Here is a 15,934-nt window from a genome sequence, read left to right as displayed (position 1 = left end):
TGGTCTTGCAAGTCAGAAAATTCGCTGCAATAATACTTCCACGCAGTGTTCGCAAACCTATATCCTCGCGGCCGCCGATGCAAGCTGCACCTTTGCCCCGCAACGAAGAAGAGAGAGTAGAAGCACTTCACCGCTACAACATTCTCGACACAGAAGCCGAAGCAGCTTTTGATGACCTAACAGCTTTAGCATCTTATATTTGTGGCACTCCGATTGCTTTAGTAAGCTTAATAGATTCTAACCGACAGTGGTTTAAATCAAAAGTTGGTCTGGAAGCGCCCGAAACTCCGAGAGAGTCAGCTTTTTGCGCCCACGCTATTTTAAATCCCAACGAATTGCTAGTTGTACCCAATGCTCTAGATGACGATCGCTTTGTCGGCAATCCGCTAGTAACTTCCGATCCCAATATTCGGTTTTATGCTGGAGCCCCGCTAGTAACTCCTGACGGTTATCCGATCGGCACTTTGTGCGCGATAGATACAGTTCCTCGTAATCTCACCCCACAACAGCTAGAAGCGCTGCGGACTTTAGGACGGCAAATTATTACCCAAATGGAGTTGCGAATAAATATAACTAAATTAAAGCGCGCACAGATCAAGCACAAACAAGTAGAAGAAAAACTCCGTTCGACAGACGAGCAAATTGTCAATTTTTTAGAAGGAATGAGCGATGCTTTTTATGCTTTAGACACCCAGTGGCGATTTACTTACGTCAATTACAAAGCAGCGCAATTTTTGCAGCGCTCGCCGGAAGAACTTTATGGTAAAATTTTTTGGGAAGAGTTTCCAGAATTAGTTAATTCTGATTTTTATGAAGAGTATCATGGAGCAGTAGCGAAACAAGTTGGAGTGAGTTTTGAAAAATATTATCTTCCCTTAAGAGTGTGGTTGGAAGTCCGGGCTTTTCCTAGTCACGACGGGATTTCTGTGTTTTTTCACGACATTTCCAAGCGCAAGAAGATGGAATCTGCACTCAAGAAAGAACAGAGGAAAACTGACGGTTTACTGCTAAATATTTTGCCCGGCCCGATCGTCGATCGGTTGAAGCACGAACCGGGGGTGATTGCAGACAAGTTTGAAAAAGCAACAATTCTTTTTGCTGATTTGGTGAATTTTACCCAAATTTCTACTACAATGTCCGCAACTAAATTAGTGTACTTGCTGAATGAAATTTTCTCAGCTTTTGACCAACTGAGTGAGAAGCACGGCTTAGAAAAAATCAAGACGATCGGGGACGCTTACATGGTAGCAGGCGGCATTCCCATTGAACGCCCCGACCACGCAGAGGCGATCGCCGAAATGGCGCTGGATATGCTAGCAACAATTCAGAAATTAAATGTGAAGCTAGACGCGAAATTTGACCTCCGCATCGGGATTAATAGCGGCCCGGTGGTAGCGGGGGTAATCGGCACTAAAAAATTTATTTACGATTTGTGGGGAAATGCGGTAAATACAGCCAGCCGCATGGAATCTCACGGCATAACAGGTCGCATTCAAGTCAGTCACTATACTTATGATTTGCTGCAGGATAAATATGAATTTGAAGATCGCGGCGAGATCGAGATTAAAGGTAAAGGGCAAATGCGGACTTATTTGCTGACGGGTAGAAAAACAGTAAGCGATCTCAAAATTGCAGAGCTTGACTAAAGTGCCAAATAGTTTGCTAAAATTCTCCCTAGTTGATTATTGAGAGGAAGTTTTGTGTTTGCTATTAAACGAGCGCTCAAACTGAATAACAGAGAAGCGACCGTGATGGCAAAACACGCAGGATTCCGGCGCGTAGTATTTAACTTTGGGCTGAGCTTGCGGACTCAAATGTATAGCGAAGGGAAATTTACCGACTCGAAGGTGATAGGCGAAGTCAAGAAAGTTCTCACCAACTACGTCAAGAAAAAGCCTGAATTTGCTTGGATGAACCAGTTATCTAGTCGAGTTTACCAAAATGCGTTAATCGATCTAAAAGATGCTTTCAATCGTTATCGCTCTGTCCAAGCAGGTCATCCAAAATTCGCCAGCCGCAGAGACAGTCAATCCTTTACAGTCGATTCGTCTAACGGCAAAGTTTTGTTGGTCGCTGGTAGCACCATTAAAATCCCTACGCTGGGAACTTTTCGGCTTGTTGAACCATTAGAATGTGGTTTTATTTCTCAATTGTGTTTAAAAATGGCTTTAGACAAGTTTAGGTAAGTTTTACAAAGCAGTAAATAAAACTAAGACTTGAAAGTACCTGATTGTTGAGGGAAACTCTGCAGGCTGCGATTAATCGCCTCGAAGGCGCGATCGCCCGCTCGGCAGAACGGCTGCAGCAGAGCAGCCAAATAAGATTATGCTATAGACAGAGATATCGCAGCAATCCGAGGCGCGGTACTCGACCTTATAAAAATACTAAGTTGAAGTCGTCGGAGCCTTTAATAATGGTTCAATTTCATATTCAAACCGATAGCGATATTCCAGCATCCACCCAACTATTCAATCAAATCAGGTTTGCGATCGCCTCGCGACAATTTCCGCCCGGACACCGCTTGCCCAGCACCAGACAGCTAGCCATGCAGACGGGTTTGCACCGCAACACCATCAGCAAAGTATACCGCCAGCTCGAAAATACCGGACTCGTAGAAGCCCAAGCAGGATCGGGCATTTACGTCCGCGCCCTAGGCAACGAAGGCGGCAACAAACTCAAATCTCCGATCCTCGAAGAATATCCCCTTGCCAACAAAATAGTGCAAGGAAGTATCGATCAACTGCTGGGACAGGGCTGTACGCTCAACCAAGCGAGGGAATTATTTTTGGCCGAAATTGACTGGCGGCTCAGGTGCAGCGCCCGCGTGGTCGTTACAGCCCCCACAGAAGACATCGGCGTGGGTGAACTGATGGCGAAAGAACTCGAACAAGCTCTCCGCATTCCCATACAGTTAGTGCCGATGGAACAGCTAGGTACTTTTTTGGATCAAATCTCTTCGGGAACTGTGATCACGAGTCGGTATTTTATCGGAGAAGCAGAATCGATTTCGGCACCGCGTTCGGTGCGAGTTATTCCCGTAGACATCTACGACTACAGCCAGGAAATCCAGTTAGTCGGGGGTTTGCCGAAAGACAGTTATTTGGGTCTCGTCAGCCTGAGTCCGGGAATGCTGCGATCGACCGAAGTCATCATCCACAGCATCCGGGGAGAGGATTTGCTGGTAATGACGGCCTTGGTTTCAGACGAGTACAAGATTAACTCGATCGTGCGATCGGCCAGAACAATTTTTTGCGACCAACCGAGTTTTGCTACAGTAAAAGCTGCCATCAATGCGGCTAGAGAAGATATTATTCGTCCCCCGCAACTGATATGCTCCGAAAATTACATCGGATCTAAGTCGATTAATTTGCTCAAGCGCGAGTTGGGCTTGGGGTAAGTCAGTTGACAGTTGACAGTTGACAGTTGATAGTTAGCAGTTAGCAGTTGACGGTTAACCGTTGACCGTTTGCAGTTGATAGTTGTTGTTCTAATTTCCAATAACCAATTCTCAATTCTCGATTACCGATTACCAATTACCCATTAGAATTATCCATGACAATTGAAATCCAACCTTCAATTAATGTTAAAACGGCGATCGAAAGCCGGCGGGCCGCGCGCAGTTTTCAACCCGATCCGATTCCCCCAGCAATATTGGCAGAGATTTTGCGGTTGGGAGTGCGATCGCCCTCTGGTTACAACTTGCAGCCTTGGCGGTTTATCGTACTTCAAGACCCAGCCAGCAAGGAAAAATTAAAAGCTTGCGCCTTCGATCAGCGCCAAGTGGTAGAAGCCCCAGTAGTATTAATCTGTTGTGGCGATCGGCGCGCCACCCAACCCGAAAACACCGAAGCCGTCATCGAATTGGGCAAAACCACAGGCGCAATGAATGACAATTTAGCCGGTTATATGCGACAAGCAATCCCGCAATTGTTCGAGAACCGTCCCTGCTTCGAGTCCCTAGAAACTTGGACAAACAGACATACAATGCTCGCAGTAGCCCACTTAATGATTGCAGCTAAAAGCTTTGGGGTAGACAGTTGTCCGATGGAAGGTTTTGTCAGCGCTAAGGTGAAAGAAGCCTTTCAAATCCCCGAAGAAGTAGATGTTTGCTGTTTGCTGCCGCTTGGTTATGCAGCAGCACCTTTCAAACAATATGGCGGACGTTTTGACGTGACTCAAGTTTATTACAGCGAAAGTTATGGACAGGCTTTGCAAGCTGAGATTTGAGAGTTAAGATTTTGTGGCAACTTGAATTTTAAGAGTTAAGATTTGGAATGAATCAGTGCCAAAGTTCAAACACATCAAAAATCCCGACAGTTCTGCAATCTCAAATCATGTCCGGTCGAGCGACCGGGATTTTTGTAGGGGCGGGTTCACCAACAATACCTGCCAATAATTGACCATCTCAAAAACCCGCCCAGACCGGGATATTATGGTTAATCGATCGGACATGATATCAAATCTAAAATCCCAAATCTAAAATCGCAAGTGGTGAGATCAGACAGAGGAGAAAATATGACAGCAGCAACGCGACAAAGCAACGCACAAATTCTAGAAGTAAAATTGCAGCAACACTTGCAAGCAGCCGGATTTAAAAACTTACCGCTTTATATTAGTTGTGATTTTCGAGATGAATCTTTAACGGTTGTGGGAGAACACCCGCGCAGTTTAGTTCTCAAAGCCAAACCGACTTTTGCGGTGCTAGAAGCAGCAATTCTCGAAATAGAACCCGAATCTATTCAACAGATTGGACTTTGCCTAAAAATTACCGGGCAAAAACAGCCTTATGCTTTCCATTCTTTTACCATGCACCACCCGGTTTTGTCAAGACCAAAAGCAGTGCTGTTGTTCAAAAAAACCGAGAATCTCCCTGCTGAAGAAACGGGGATAGTCTTAACAGAAAATGTGGCAGATACGGCGGATGTAGAGGAGGAGATACCGTTAGAAACCGATGATAAAGATGCGTGGGATGAAGAATATTTTCCCAATTTGTCTGAGAGTTCCAGCAATTCCGAGCCGATCGCCTTTAGGGTAGCTGCAATCCCGGCAGATATTGCAGACAATCCCTTCAATCCGCTGGATATGGAAGCGGTAACAGTTGCCCCAAAACCCAAGCATTCACCGTTGGCGATGCTGGCTGCTGCAGGAATCATCAGTGTCGCGGCGCTAGTTTTGGCAGGCGGTTATTATATGCTGAGCCGGCCCTGCGTCATCGGAGGATGTAGTGCTTTAGCTAATGCCAAACAGTTGAGCGAGAATTCGACGAAGACGCTGAAAACGTCAAAAGTTGCCAACAGCCCCCAAGAAGCGCAGCGACAGTTAAAACAGGCGATCGCCCTTTTGGAACCGATTCCCTCATGGTCAATTCATCGCGGTGAAGCTCAAAGCGCTCTGGAAAACTACCGTTCGCAAAATCAGAATTTAAACTCTGCGATCGATGCAGCACGCCTCGCACAGTCAGCAGCCCAGAAAACCCAAAATCCGCCTTATTCTGCCGAGGACGGGCAAAAAGCGCAAGCTCTGTGGCAAAGTGCGATCGCCGAACTCGGAGAAATCCCCACAGACAGCCCAGTGTATCCATTTGCTCAGAGAAAAACAAAGGAATACCGGAAGAATGTAGTAACAGGAAATCGGCAGTTAAGCACAGAGAAAAAAGCCGAAAAAACGCTGCTCGCGGCCAAAAATACAGCCCAAATAGCAGAAGCTCGCGAAGCAGTAGCGACTACTGCCGAGACTTGGGATCAAGTGCAAGCAGGTTGGGAAGAATCCCTCGCAATCCTATCAGAAATTCCCACGGGCACGACATCTTACCAACAAGCTAAACTGTTAGTTCCCAAATACGAAACCAAACTTTCAGAAGCTCGCGAGCGCAAAAATGTCGAAGGAATTTCGGAAAATGCGTATACTCAAGCTGTGACTTTAGCAGCGGAAGCTCGAATTTTTGAGGGCAAAAACGCCTGGTTTAAAGCATCAGAATCCTGGCGAAGAGCTTTGAGTTACGCGGAGCAAGTGCCGGCGGCAACTGCCTATTCTCAGAAAGCCCAACCGCTGATCGCTTCCTACAAAACTTCATTGCAGCAAGCAGAAGTAAAGTTACAGGAAGAAAGAAACCTGCAAAAAGCCCGCACCGATTTAGATAGAACTTGCAAAGGCAACCCCAAGATTTGCGACTATACTGTTAGCAAAGATTTGATTGCGGTGCAGATGACTCCAGGTTACGTGCAGAAACTGCAAGAAACTTTCATCCAAGCAAACAACAACAATGCTGTGAAGACTCGCCAAGCTGTAGAAAAGCACGTTCAAACGTTGCAAAAAGCTTTGGAGGCGATCGCCGAAAACGCCAAAATCCCGATGCAGGTGTACGATGGCGAAGGCCAGCGAATTGGGAGTCACGAACCGAAATAAGCTGTTACGGCATTTAATTTTAGTTTTTGGGGCGGGCTAGGAGCAACGCCCCACTCATTGTTTCAAGAAACATGATTGTTACAATTAAATGCGCGCTAACAACTTAGAACATCCGAACACACGCTACAATTTCGGCAATCAAAAAGTATAAAAGGATGTTAGCCATCAAATGCTACAAAAGGTAAAACTTCATAACTTCAAAAGTCATAAAGATACAAAACTTAATTTTGATAGTTCGCGCCTGCACGCACTCGTAGGGCAAAACAGTTCTGGTAAAACATCAGTGTTGCAAGCATTGCATTATCTCAGTCGGCTTGCTAATTCATCATTTGAAAATATTTTTCAGCATGAAATAGCGCCTCAATTTATTACAACAATTGGGCAAGATAATATGTCTGTTACTGCAACTGGTTTTTGGAAAAACCCAGATATAAATAATTGGAAAGCTTCCTATAAATGGAGCGTAGACGTTAATCATGGGTGGGCGTTTAGAGCATCATGGAATGCCAATAAAAACCCGGAATATGAAGTAACCTCTGCACCTTCCTTAATGACTACGGAAGAGCCAATTCAGCAATCTTTGAGAAACGCAGTTCATCTTAAGCTCGTAGCCAGTAATCTTGCTAAAGCAGCTTACAGTGATGCAATTACACCGCGAGTTGAGTTCGATGGTTCCGGGTTAGCACCTACCTTAGACTATCTTCGTAACGAAGCTCCAGATAAATTTCAATCTTTACAGGAAATGTTGAAACGGATTGTACCAGGTGTACGCGAGGTAGGGGTAAGGCGAGCTAAAGTTATGGTGAATCGCCAACGCTTAATCGAAGTCGGTGGAAAGTCTATCTCCTACGAAGAAAGTCAGGAAATGGCAGGGCAAGAAGTTGTCCTAGACATGAATACTGGTAAGCGTATACCAGCCCATGCCATTAGCGAAGGCACAATGCTCACTCTAGGATTATTGACTGTTTTGATGAATACTAATCAACCTAATTTAGTATTACTAGATGATGTTGAACAGGGACTCCATTCAACAGCGCAACGAGAATTAATCGCTGTTTTCAAGGAAATTATTCAAGAAAACAGCAACCTGCAAATTATTTTTTCGACCCATTCTCCTTACATTGTCGATGAACTTATTCCTTCTCAAGTCCACGTATTAAGTAACAACAATTCAGGTGTGACTCGTTGCAAACGATTGGATGAACACCCTGATGTAGAATGGGCAAAACAAACTTTAACCACTGGCGAATTTTGGGATTCGGTGGGGGAAGATTGGGTGGTTGCAGGAGAAAGAAATGATTGAGTTTGTCGTGATTGTAGAAAGTAGCGCAGATGCACGAACCGCTACTAAATTAGCCGATCGCGTTTTAGTAGAAAACATTGATTGGTTAGAACCTGAGATGCTGCAACATCTATTTCACTGGAGTGGTTTAGAAGAAAATACAGAGCATTCTTGCTGGAAAAATATTAGTCATATCATTGAGCGTGAAAAAGAATCAGGATTTCAGCCACCCCGATTTTTACGTCGTAATAAGCCTCGCCAGAAAACATTACAACCTGATGGAGCAAATACTATCAAAATTATTAATTTAGTCAGTTATCTTCAAAAAACACGAAACATTAAAGCACTTCTCTTGATTCGAGATTTAGATAATCAACCTGAACGAAGACAAGGAATTGAGCAAGCACGTTCAGAACACATTAATCGACCACCTAAATTAGAAATTGTTATTGGTACAGCCGAGCGAATGCGGGAAGCTTGGGTTTTGAATGGATTTATTCCATCTAATCAAGACGAAGAACAAATCCTTAAAGAGATAACGACACAATTGAAGTTTAATCCTTGCGAGGAGTCACACAGACTACGCTCTAACTCATTGACAGAACCCGATCGCATTAGAAATCCTAAAGTTGTTGTCGAAAAGCTAACAGGTGGCAAGATGGAGCGCGAACAACAGTGCTGGGAAGACACGCCTCTGGAATATCTGCGAGAAAAAGGTGTTCATACAGGCTTAACAGCCTATATTGATGAAATCGAGGAACGATTAATTCCAATCATTGGATCTGCTGAGTAAGATCAGCCCGATATTCCCTAAACCTGCCCAGACCGGATCTTGTGGTCGATAAAGTCACGGGCGGGGGGGGTTTATGATATTTATCATTTGTATGGGAGATATTGGTGAACCCGCCCCTAGGGTAATCATAATCAATTTACATCTACAATCACCTATTAACAATTACCATTTTATCAATTGTGCATCTTGATTGAAAAACTTCCGGGACAATCCCTCAGTCAACAGCAGAGTAGCGATTACAGTTGCCAGCGCTAACACAAACATAATCAAAATCTGGTAAGATGCTGCATCGAGAGGACTGACACCGCTCAGCATTTGACCTGTCATCATTCCGGGTAAAGTTACTATTCCTACCACCGTCATTGTATTTAACAGCGGGATTAATCCAGCTTTGATCGCATCTTTGCGGTACTGCTTTACTGCTTGCTGCGGCGTCGAACCTAAACTTAAATGGGTTTCTATTTCTAACTGGCTGCTATTAACTGTACTCACAAGTCTTTCGCCCGCGATCGCCCCGGAGTTCATGGCATTGCCCAAAATCATACCCGCTAAAGGAATCAGGTATTGCGGTTCGTACCAAGGGTCAGGTTGCAAAATTAGCAAGTTTGTATAGGCGAGAGTCAAGGCCGTACTGATAAAAATTGAACCCCAAACTAAGGGCAGTAAGTTCTTGATTTTTTTGCTGATGCGGTTGCTGGCAACCATGCTAGCTGTTGTCAGCATGATTGCTAAAACTGCTAAAACCAGCCAAGGATTTTTCCCCTCCGGGTCAAATATGACTGCGAGCACGTACCCGACTAAGATTAGCTGGATCAGGGTGCGCCCCGCGGCGATCGCGATCGCCCCCTCCAATCCCAATCCCTGCCACGCCGAAAGCCCGATCGCGATCGCCACCATCCCCAAAGCCCAACCCAAATCTGTAAAATCTAGCAGAATTAACATCGGCCCACCCTTTCGATAATGTGATTGTTTGCCTGTCCAAATATAAGATATTTGAATAAAGGTTTCTGAGAAACAGTTTTGCTGCAAGAATTTGCTTTGATAATGCTTGAAATTTATGGTGTGAAGAGTGAATAATGTTCCCCCCCTCGACTTAACCCGCCAATACGCGCAGATTGGCGACGAGATAACCGCTGCGGTGCAAAAAGTGCTTGCCTCTGGCGGCTACGTAGGCGGCCCGGCCGTGAAGAGTTTTGAACGAGAGTTCGCCGACTACACCGGCGTTTCCGAGTGCGTTGGCTGCAACTCCGGCACCGATGCCCTGATTTTGGCTTTGCGAGCTCTCAAAATTGGCCCTGGCGATGAAGTGATTACCACTCCTTTTACCTTTTTTGCTTCGGCTGAGACAATTAGCGCCGTCGGTGCGACTCCAGTATTTGTCGATATTGACAGCGAGACTTTTAATCTGGATGTCGAGCTCCTCGAAGCGGCAATTACCGACAAAACCAAGGCAATTATGCCCGTCCACATCTTCGGCCAACCGGTAGACATGACTCGGCTGATGGAAATTGCGACTCGGCACAATTTAGCCGTAATTGAAGATTGCGCCCAGTCTGTCGGGGCCGAGTGGCAGTCTCGAAAAGTCGGCAGCATCGGCCATGTCGGCTGCTTCAGTTTTTATCCGACCAAAAATTTAGGCGCTTGCGGTGATGGTGGCGCGGTGACGACAAACGATCCAGCCCTCGCAGCAGAAATGCGAATGCTCAAAGAACACGGACAGTCTTCTAGGTATTTCTACGAAGAAATCGGATACAACAGCCGTTTAGATGCCCTGCAAGCGGTGATTCTCAGCATTAAATTGCGGTATCTCGACAGTTGGAACGCTCAGCGGCAGGAGAAAGCGACACTTTACAGCGAATTTCTCTCCCGCGTGCCCGGAGTTGCCCTCCCCAAAGAATTGCCCGAAGCAAAAGGAGTTTGGAATCAATACACGATCCGGCTGACAAGTCCAGAAGACGCGCAAAATCCCTCTGGCAATTTTCGAGATTGGATGCGGGCTCAGTTGCAGGAAGCTGGCATCGGTTCGATGGTTTACTATCCGTTACCTTTGCACCTGCAACCTGTTTACAAATCTTTGGGCTATTCTGCCGGCCAATTGCCAAAGGCTGAGCAAGTTTGTCGCGAAGTCTTGTCTTTGCCGATGTTCCCGGAACTGTCGAGGGATCAACAAGAGCGGACGATTTATGGGCTGAAAGATTGCTTGGCAAAGGCCGATCGCATCCGGTAGCTTTGGCGCGATGGCATCAGCGAGGGAAATGCAGGAGGAGAAAAGAATTGCAGGGTTGCATTGCTGTGAGAATGTGCAGGGTTCAGGGAGAGCTGTTAAGTATTTTGACCGATCACTTGTACTTTTATGTACTATATTTAATGAAAAGAAACAAATTTAGGCTAGCAATCCGCCTCGAACGGGTGCATTTTCCGCTCGCCTAAACCTTGCAGTGCGATCGGTCAATGACGAAGAAGGAAGTTCGGCAACGGATTCGCTCGACGGATGTAACGGATGTAACGGATGTAACGGATGTCAGGAAGAGGGAAGAGGGAAGAGGAAAGAGGGAAGAATAATTAATGTTTTAACTTTTAATTTTCGACTTCCAATCCCCGATGCCCGATGCCAGATGCCTGATAACTAATGCCCCATGCCCGATGGCCGATGCCCAATTCTCAATTTAACCTGTAATTTTCAGAAGATAAGAGGAAAATAAACGAGTGCCTCAGTATCAATTCACTCAGGCTAGACGCTACGATCCACAAGCGATCGCTCAGTATTACCGCAAACGTCCTTGGAAAGCAATTTGGCGCGCAATTACCGTTATTTGGTCTTTTGCAGGCTTTGTGCTGGGGATGCTGTGGGACAGTTGGCAGCACGAAGTCGCAGCACACCAGCCGGAACGGGCCGCCCACCTGCGACAAATACTCACTCGCTTGGGCCCCACTTTCATTAAAGTCGGCCAAGCCCTTTCTACCAGACCGGATTTGATCCGCAAAGACTTTCTCGAAGAATTGATCAAACTTCAGGATCAATTGCCGCCGTTTGACTCGGTGCGCGCTTTCGAGATTATTGAAGCGCAACTCGATCGCAAAATTAGCGAAACCTACAGCGAAATCTCCCCCGAACCTGTCGCCGCGGCAAGTCTCGGTCAAGTCTACCGAGCTCGCCTCCTCACCGGGGAAGCAGTAGCAGTCAAGGTTCAGCGACCGAATTTGCTGCCCGTCTTGAGCCTTGACCTTTACTTAATGCGCTGGGCGGCTGGATGGTTGGGCCCGTTGCTGCCGCTGAATCTCGGTCACGACCTTTGTTTAATAGTCGATGAATTCGGTATCAAATTGTTCGAGGAAATTGATTATATCAATGAAGGCCGCAACGCCGAGAAATTTGCTACAAATTTTGCCGACGATCCGACAGTAAAAGTTCCCAGTATTTACTGGCGTTATACTTCAAATTGCGTTCTGACTCTCGAATGGATTGACGGCATCAAGCTGACAGATATGGCAAGTGTTAAAGCCGCAGGTTTGGATACCGATAGTTTAATTGAAATCGGAGTCCGCAGCGGTTTGCGGCAGTTGCTGGAACACGGATTTTTTCATGCTGACCCTCATCCGGGAAATCTGTTTGCCTTAGCGGACGGCCGCATGGCTTACATTGATTTTGGGATGATGGATCAGATGGAAGAAACAACTAAAGAAACTTTGGTTGATTCTGTCGTTCATTTGATCAACAAAGATTACTTACAGTTAGCCAAGGATTTTGTCAAACTTGGCTTTTTGACTCCAGATACAGATATTATGCCGATCGTCCCGGCGTTGGAATCTGTACTGGGTGATATCGTCGGCGAAAAGGTGTCAGATTTTAACTTCAAGACGATTACAGACCAGTTTTCGGAGTTGATGTACGATTATCCTTTCCGGGTGCCGGCGAAATTTGCCTTAATTATTCGCTCTCTGGTGACAGAAGAAGGTTTGGCCCTGACGCTGAATCCGAATTTCAAGATAGTCGAGGTGGCGTATCCTTATGTAGCGCGGCGTTTGTTGAACGGAGAATCTCCGGCACTGCGGCGGCGTCTGATTGAGGTATTATTCAAAGATGGCAAATTCCAGTGGAACAGGTTAGAGGACATGATCGCGATCGCCCGATCGGATCGCAGTTTCGACTTGCTCCCCACAGCACAACTAGGCTTGCAATTTTTGCTGTCCGAGGAAGGGTCGTTTTTGAGACGCCAGCTAATGTTAGCTTTGATTGAGGACGATCGAATCCACACCGAAGAAGTTCGCAGCCTGTGGAACTTAGTCAAGGAAGATTTGCAGCCCAGTCGCCTGTTCAACGTTGCTCTAGGCGCTTTGACGGAGTTTTCCACAGCAGGAGCAGCCGCGCTAACTCGATTTTAGTCATTAGTCATTGGTCATTAGTCATTAGTCATTGGTTATTTATTGGTTGTTAGTTGTTGGTTCTAATAACTAATTCCCCATACCCAATGCCCAATGCCCTGTTTGGCCAATGCCCCATGCCCAATTCCCCATTTCCTATTACCCAAATTAAGGAATTATTCGTGTATTATTTTCCAGAACCTCCCTATTTTTTAATGTCGGCTGGATTACTAGCAGGTATGGCTTCCGGCGTAGCATTTGAAGCAACTCTCAAACAATCGGTACAACAGTGGTCTAAAAATCGTTATACTCGCACTTTGGCTAACCTGCCAAGGCTGCAATTGGTCATACCTTTTCTGGGAATGGCTGGCGGTATTTGTGTATTTTTAGCTTCGGGGATGGAGATTTTTGGGTTCCCAAAACTACTTTGTTATGCCCTAGCTTTGCCGCTGACGGTACTCACGGGCTGGCTAGTTTGGACTCAGCTAGGTAAGCTTTTGATTGAGTTAGAACGCGGAGGTTCCCAAGCGCTGGATTTAGATTCTTTTGAACAATGAAAGTTAACTATCAACTTCTTTTGTGAGAAGCAAGGGGGTTGATAGTTATCTAGGATTATCCTATTTGATGCTTTTTGAACCGCAGAGAACGCAGAGAACGCAGAGGAAGAGAAAGAAGAAGAAGATGACAACTTAGGCAATAATTGGTGTAATTTTTTTAAAATCTAAAATCTAAAATCTAAAATCTAAAATCTAAAATCTAAAATCTAAAATCTAAAATCGAATGAGTATTTTAATTGTTACGGGTGCGGCGGGATTTATTGGCTCTAACTTAGTAGAAACTCTTTTAAATCGAGGGGAGACGGTGATCGGTGTTGATGAGTTCAACGATTATTACGATCCGGATCTCAAGCGCAAGAATATTGCACGATTTGAAAGGTATCCGGGTTTTGAATTGGTGGAAGGCGATATTTTGTCTCTAAATTGGCGAGGTCTTTTATCTGATGCTAAGGTAATATTTCATCAGGCGGCGCAAGCAGGAGTTCGTGCTAGCTGGGGCGACGGTTTTCGCAGCTATACCGAACGCAATATTAACAGCACTCAAGTATTGTTAGAAGCGGCCAAAGATGCGCCAAAATTGAAAAAGTTTGTCTATGCTTCTTCTTCTTCTATTTACGGCAATGCTGAATCTTTTCCCACGAATGAAAACGCTTGTCCGCAGCCGGTTTCTCCCTACGGAATTACGAAATTAGCCGGTGAACGTTTGTGCGGGCTTTATTACAAAAATTTTGGCCTTCCGACTACTTCGCTGCGCTATTTTACCGTTTACGGGCCCAGACAGCGCCCCGATATGGCTTTTCACAAGTTTTTTAAGTCGATTTTGTTTGACGAGGCGATTTCAATTTTCGGCGACGGATTGCAAACGCGGGATTTTACGTTTATCAGCGATTGCGTTGCTGCAAATTTAGCGGCGGCTGAGGTTCCAGAAGCTGCGGGGGAAGTTTTTAATATTGGTGGGGGAAGTCGGGTAGTTTTGAAAGAAGTTATTGATACAATAGAGAGGATAGTCGATCGACCTATTCGGATAGATTTTACCGAAGCTGCGAGGGGAGACGCGCGGCACACTAGCGCGGATGTGTCTAAAGCCCAGAAAATCTTAGGTTATCAGCCGCAGATTGCTTTAGAAGAAGGTTTAAGGCGCGAATGGGAGTGGATTCAGTCTTTGTACAGTTAAATCCTATCTATCCCAGAAATTCCGCAACTTAAATTGAACATTGTTAACTTTTTGAATTCCCCAACTTTTGAGATTTCTCTGCAAGCGAACCAACACATTTGGAGGCGTGAGTTTTGGCTGTGTTTGCGGCGAATTCAAATAACGGTAATGCAGAAATACATCTCGGTAGGGAATCTCAACATCTTCACCAGCACACAATCGAGTAATTTTTGCAGCCGAAATACTCATGTAATGCAAGTAAGTAAGCCGCCGTCCTTTATCATATAAAACATAATCTATCACATCAAATTGAGAAGACCAATGATTCCCCGTCACCTGTTCGGGTTGAGTATATGCAAAGTTGTAAAAAGAGATTTTGCTGCGGGCGACTAAATAGTTAAGTAAAGATTGGTCAGCGCCCCGCAAAGACATAATTTCCGCTTCTCCTGATGTTAATTTTTCTATAAATTGAGAGCAATTATTTCGATTGAAAACCCCGGCTTTTGACGCAAACCAACCCGCACAAAAAGTATGAGATTGCAGTTCGTCAATATTTAAAAGTTGAGGTAATTTGGCGGAGGACAAATCAAATATATAATTGAGGTCGGATTTGTATTGAAAATCGTTGGCTACCCAATCAAATTCATCTAGTTTTTGATAAATATAATCTAGAGAACCCATTAACAGAGTGTCTGCGTCAAAATAGATAAATTTATCAAAAGGGCCGTCGAAACAACATAATTTTCGGTGCATTTCCAAACATTGAACAGGTTTCAAACCTTGAGATTTCCATACTTTTTGAGCTTTTGCATGAGTTTTCCAAACTTGAGTCGCAAAGTCTTCCCAGAAAGTGATGGAATCGGTATTTTTAAACAGGGTGACATGAGGACGAGTTGCAATTTCTACTTGCACTTTTTTCATTCTGTCATCGTAGGGAATGATGCAAACTGGAATATCTTTTGCCCCATTGACTTCTAGACTGTTCAATAAAGCGACTAAGTGGTCGAAAACAACATCGTTTGCCAGAATATAAATGCCGTCAGCCATAGTTTTTTAGTTAATAAGTAACCCAGCGCATATATATTTCTTTTTAGGTGCGGGCAAGATGCCCACACCACAAGAAATAAAATTTATTGATTGTGGAACAGGCATCTTGCCTGTTCTCCAAAGCTTGTTTGATGTCAAAAACACCACAAGATTTATGAATTGTGGAACAGGCATCTTGCCTGTTCTCCCAAGCTTGTTGGCTGTCAGAAACACAACAAAATTTATGAATTGTGGAACAGGCATCTTGCCTGTTCTCCCAAGCTTGTTGGCTGTCAGAAACACAACAAAATTTATGAATTGTGGAACAGGCATCTTGCCTGTTCTCCCAAGCTTGT

General features: G+C 45.0%; 14 protein-coding genes. 11 read left to right on the top strand and 3 right to left on the bottom strand.

The features are described 5' to 3' along the window. The first annotated feature begins 77 nt into the window (after positions 1 to 77). The 7 genes from QUB16_RS11590 (at position 78) to QUB16_RS11560 (ending at position 8,480) form a co-directional block, all read left to right on the top strand. On the top strand, positions 78 to 1,646 hold the full coding sequence (locus QUB16_RS11590; protein WP_333316099.1) for an adenylate/guanylate cyclase domain-containing protein: 1,569 nt from the start codon (positions 78 to 80) through the stop codon (positions 1,644 to 1,646). A 54-nt stretch (positions 1,647 to 1,700) separates the two neighbouring features. Beyond that, positions 1,701 to 2,186, top strand: coding sequence for a helix-turn-helix domain-containing protein (locus QUB16_RS11585; RefSeq protein ID WP_333316097.1), 486 nt, complete (start codon positions 1,701 to 1,703; stop codon positions 2,184 to 2,186). A gap of 227 nt (positions 2,187 to 2,413) precedes the next feature. Beyond that, the gene (locus QUB16_RS11580) at positions 2,414 to 3,397 is read left to right on the top strand and encodes a GntR family transcriptional regulator (RefSeq protein ID WP_333144854.1); all 984 of its coding nucleotides are present in this window, start codon (positions 2,414 to 2,416) and stop codon (positions 3,395 to 3,397) included. Between the two features lie 155 nt (positions 3,398 to 3,552). Continuing rightward, positions 3,553 to 4,227 (top strand): nitroreductase family protein, encoded by a 675-nt coding sequence (locus QUB16_RS11575; RefSeq protein ID WP_333316095.1) that lies wholly within the window; start codon positions 3,553 to 3,555, stop codon positions 4,225 to 4,227. A 288-nt stretch (positions 4,228 to 4,515) separates the two neighbouring features. Then, on the top strand, positions 4,516 to 6,405 hold the full coding sequence (locus tag QUB16_RS11570; RefSeq protein WP_333316093.1) for a hypothetical protein: 1,890 nt from the start codon (positions 4,516 to 4,518) through the stop codon (positions 6,403 to 6,405). Between the two features lie 169 nt (positions 6,406 to 6,574). Then, positions 6,575 to 7,708, top strand: a complete 1,134-nt coding sequence (locus QUB16_RS11565) for an AAA family ATPase (RefSeq protein WP_333316091.1) — start codon at positions 6,575 to 6,577, stop codon at positions 7,706 to 7,708. After that, positions 7,701 to 8,480 (top strand): hypothetical protein, encoded by a 780-nt coding sequence (locus QUB16_RS11560; RefSeq protein ID WP_333316089.1) that lies wholly within the window; start codon positions 7,701 to 7,703, stop codon positions 8,478 to 8,480. Before QUB16_RS11565 ends, QUB16_RS11560 begins: the two co-directional genes overlap by 8 nt. Before the next feature lie 162 nt (positions 8,481 to 8,642). Here QUB16_RS11560 and QUB16_RS11555 read toward each other — a convergent pair whose 3' ends face one another. After that, positions 8,643 to 9,422 (bottom strand): ABC transporter permease, encoded by a 780-nt coding sequence (locus QUB16_RS11555; protein WP_333164777.1) that lies wholly within the window; start codon positions 9,420 to 9,422, stop codon positions 8,643 to 8,645. Positions 9,423 to 9,549: 127 nt separating this feature from the next. On the opposite strand from QUB16_RS11555, the gene QUB16_RS11550 reads away from it, so the two are divergent. The 4 genes from QUB16_RS11550 (at position 9,550) to QUB16_RS11535 (ending at position 14,573) form a co-directional block, all read left to right on the top strand. Continuing rightward, positions 9,550 to 10,707 (top strand): DegT/DnrJ/EryC1/StrS family aminotransferase, encoded by a 1,158-nt coding sequence (locus QUB16_RS11550; RefSeq protein WP_333316087.1) that lies wholly within the window; start codon positions 9,550 to 9,552, stop codon positions 10,705 to 10,707. A gap of 479 nt (positions 10,708 to 11,186) precedes the next feature. Beyond that, positions 11,187 to 12,863 carry an AarF/ABC1/UbiB kinase family protein gene (locus QUB16_RS11545; protein ID WP_333316085.1) on the top strand — a complete coding sequence of 559 codons (1,677 nt, stop codon included), beginning with the start codon at positions 11,187 to 11,189 and terminating at the stop codon, positions 12,861 to 12,863. Positions 12,864 to 12,979: 116 nt separating this feature from the next. Continuing rightward, entirely contained in the window at positions 12,980 to 13,399 is a 420-nt protein-coding gene (locus tag QUB16_RS11540; RefSeq protein ID WP_445251114.1) for a hypothetical protein, read from the top strand. Positions 13,400 to 13,622: 223 nt separating this feature from the next. Next, positions 13,623 to 14,573, top strand: coding sequence for an NAD-dependent epimerase/dehydratase family protein (locus QUB16_RS11535; RefSeq protein ID WP_333316083.1), 951 nt, complete (start codon positions 13,623 to 13,625; stop codon positions 14,571 to 14,573). Between the two features lie 3 nt (positions 14,574 to 14,576). Here QUB16_RS11535 and QUB16_RS11530 read toward each other — a convergent pair whose 3' ends face one another. Further along, the gene (locus QUB16_RS11530; RefSeq protein ID WP_333316081.1) at positions 14,577 to 15,599 is read right to left on the bottom strand and encodes an Npun_R2821/Npun_R2822 family protein; all 1,023 of its coding nucleotides are present in this window, start codon (positions 15,597 to 15,599) and stop codon (positions 14,577 to 14,579) included. 43 nt (positions 15,600 to 15,642) lie between these two features. Further along, on the bottom strand, positions 15,643 to 15,934 hold a 292-nt coding region (locus QUB16_RS11525; RefSeq protein ID WP_333316079.1), incomplete at its 5' end, for a hypothetical protein.

The sequence above is a fragment of the Microcoleus sp. D3_18a_C4 genome, from assembly GCF_036702415.1.
Lineage (GTDB): Bacteria > Cyanobacteriota > Cyanobacteriia > Cyanobacteriales > Microcoleaceae > Microcoleus.
The sequence above is the reverse complement of the archived record's forward strand: the minus strand, read 5'-3'. Positions and strand labels throughout refer to the sequence as shown.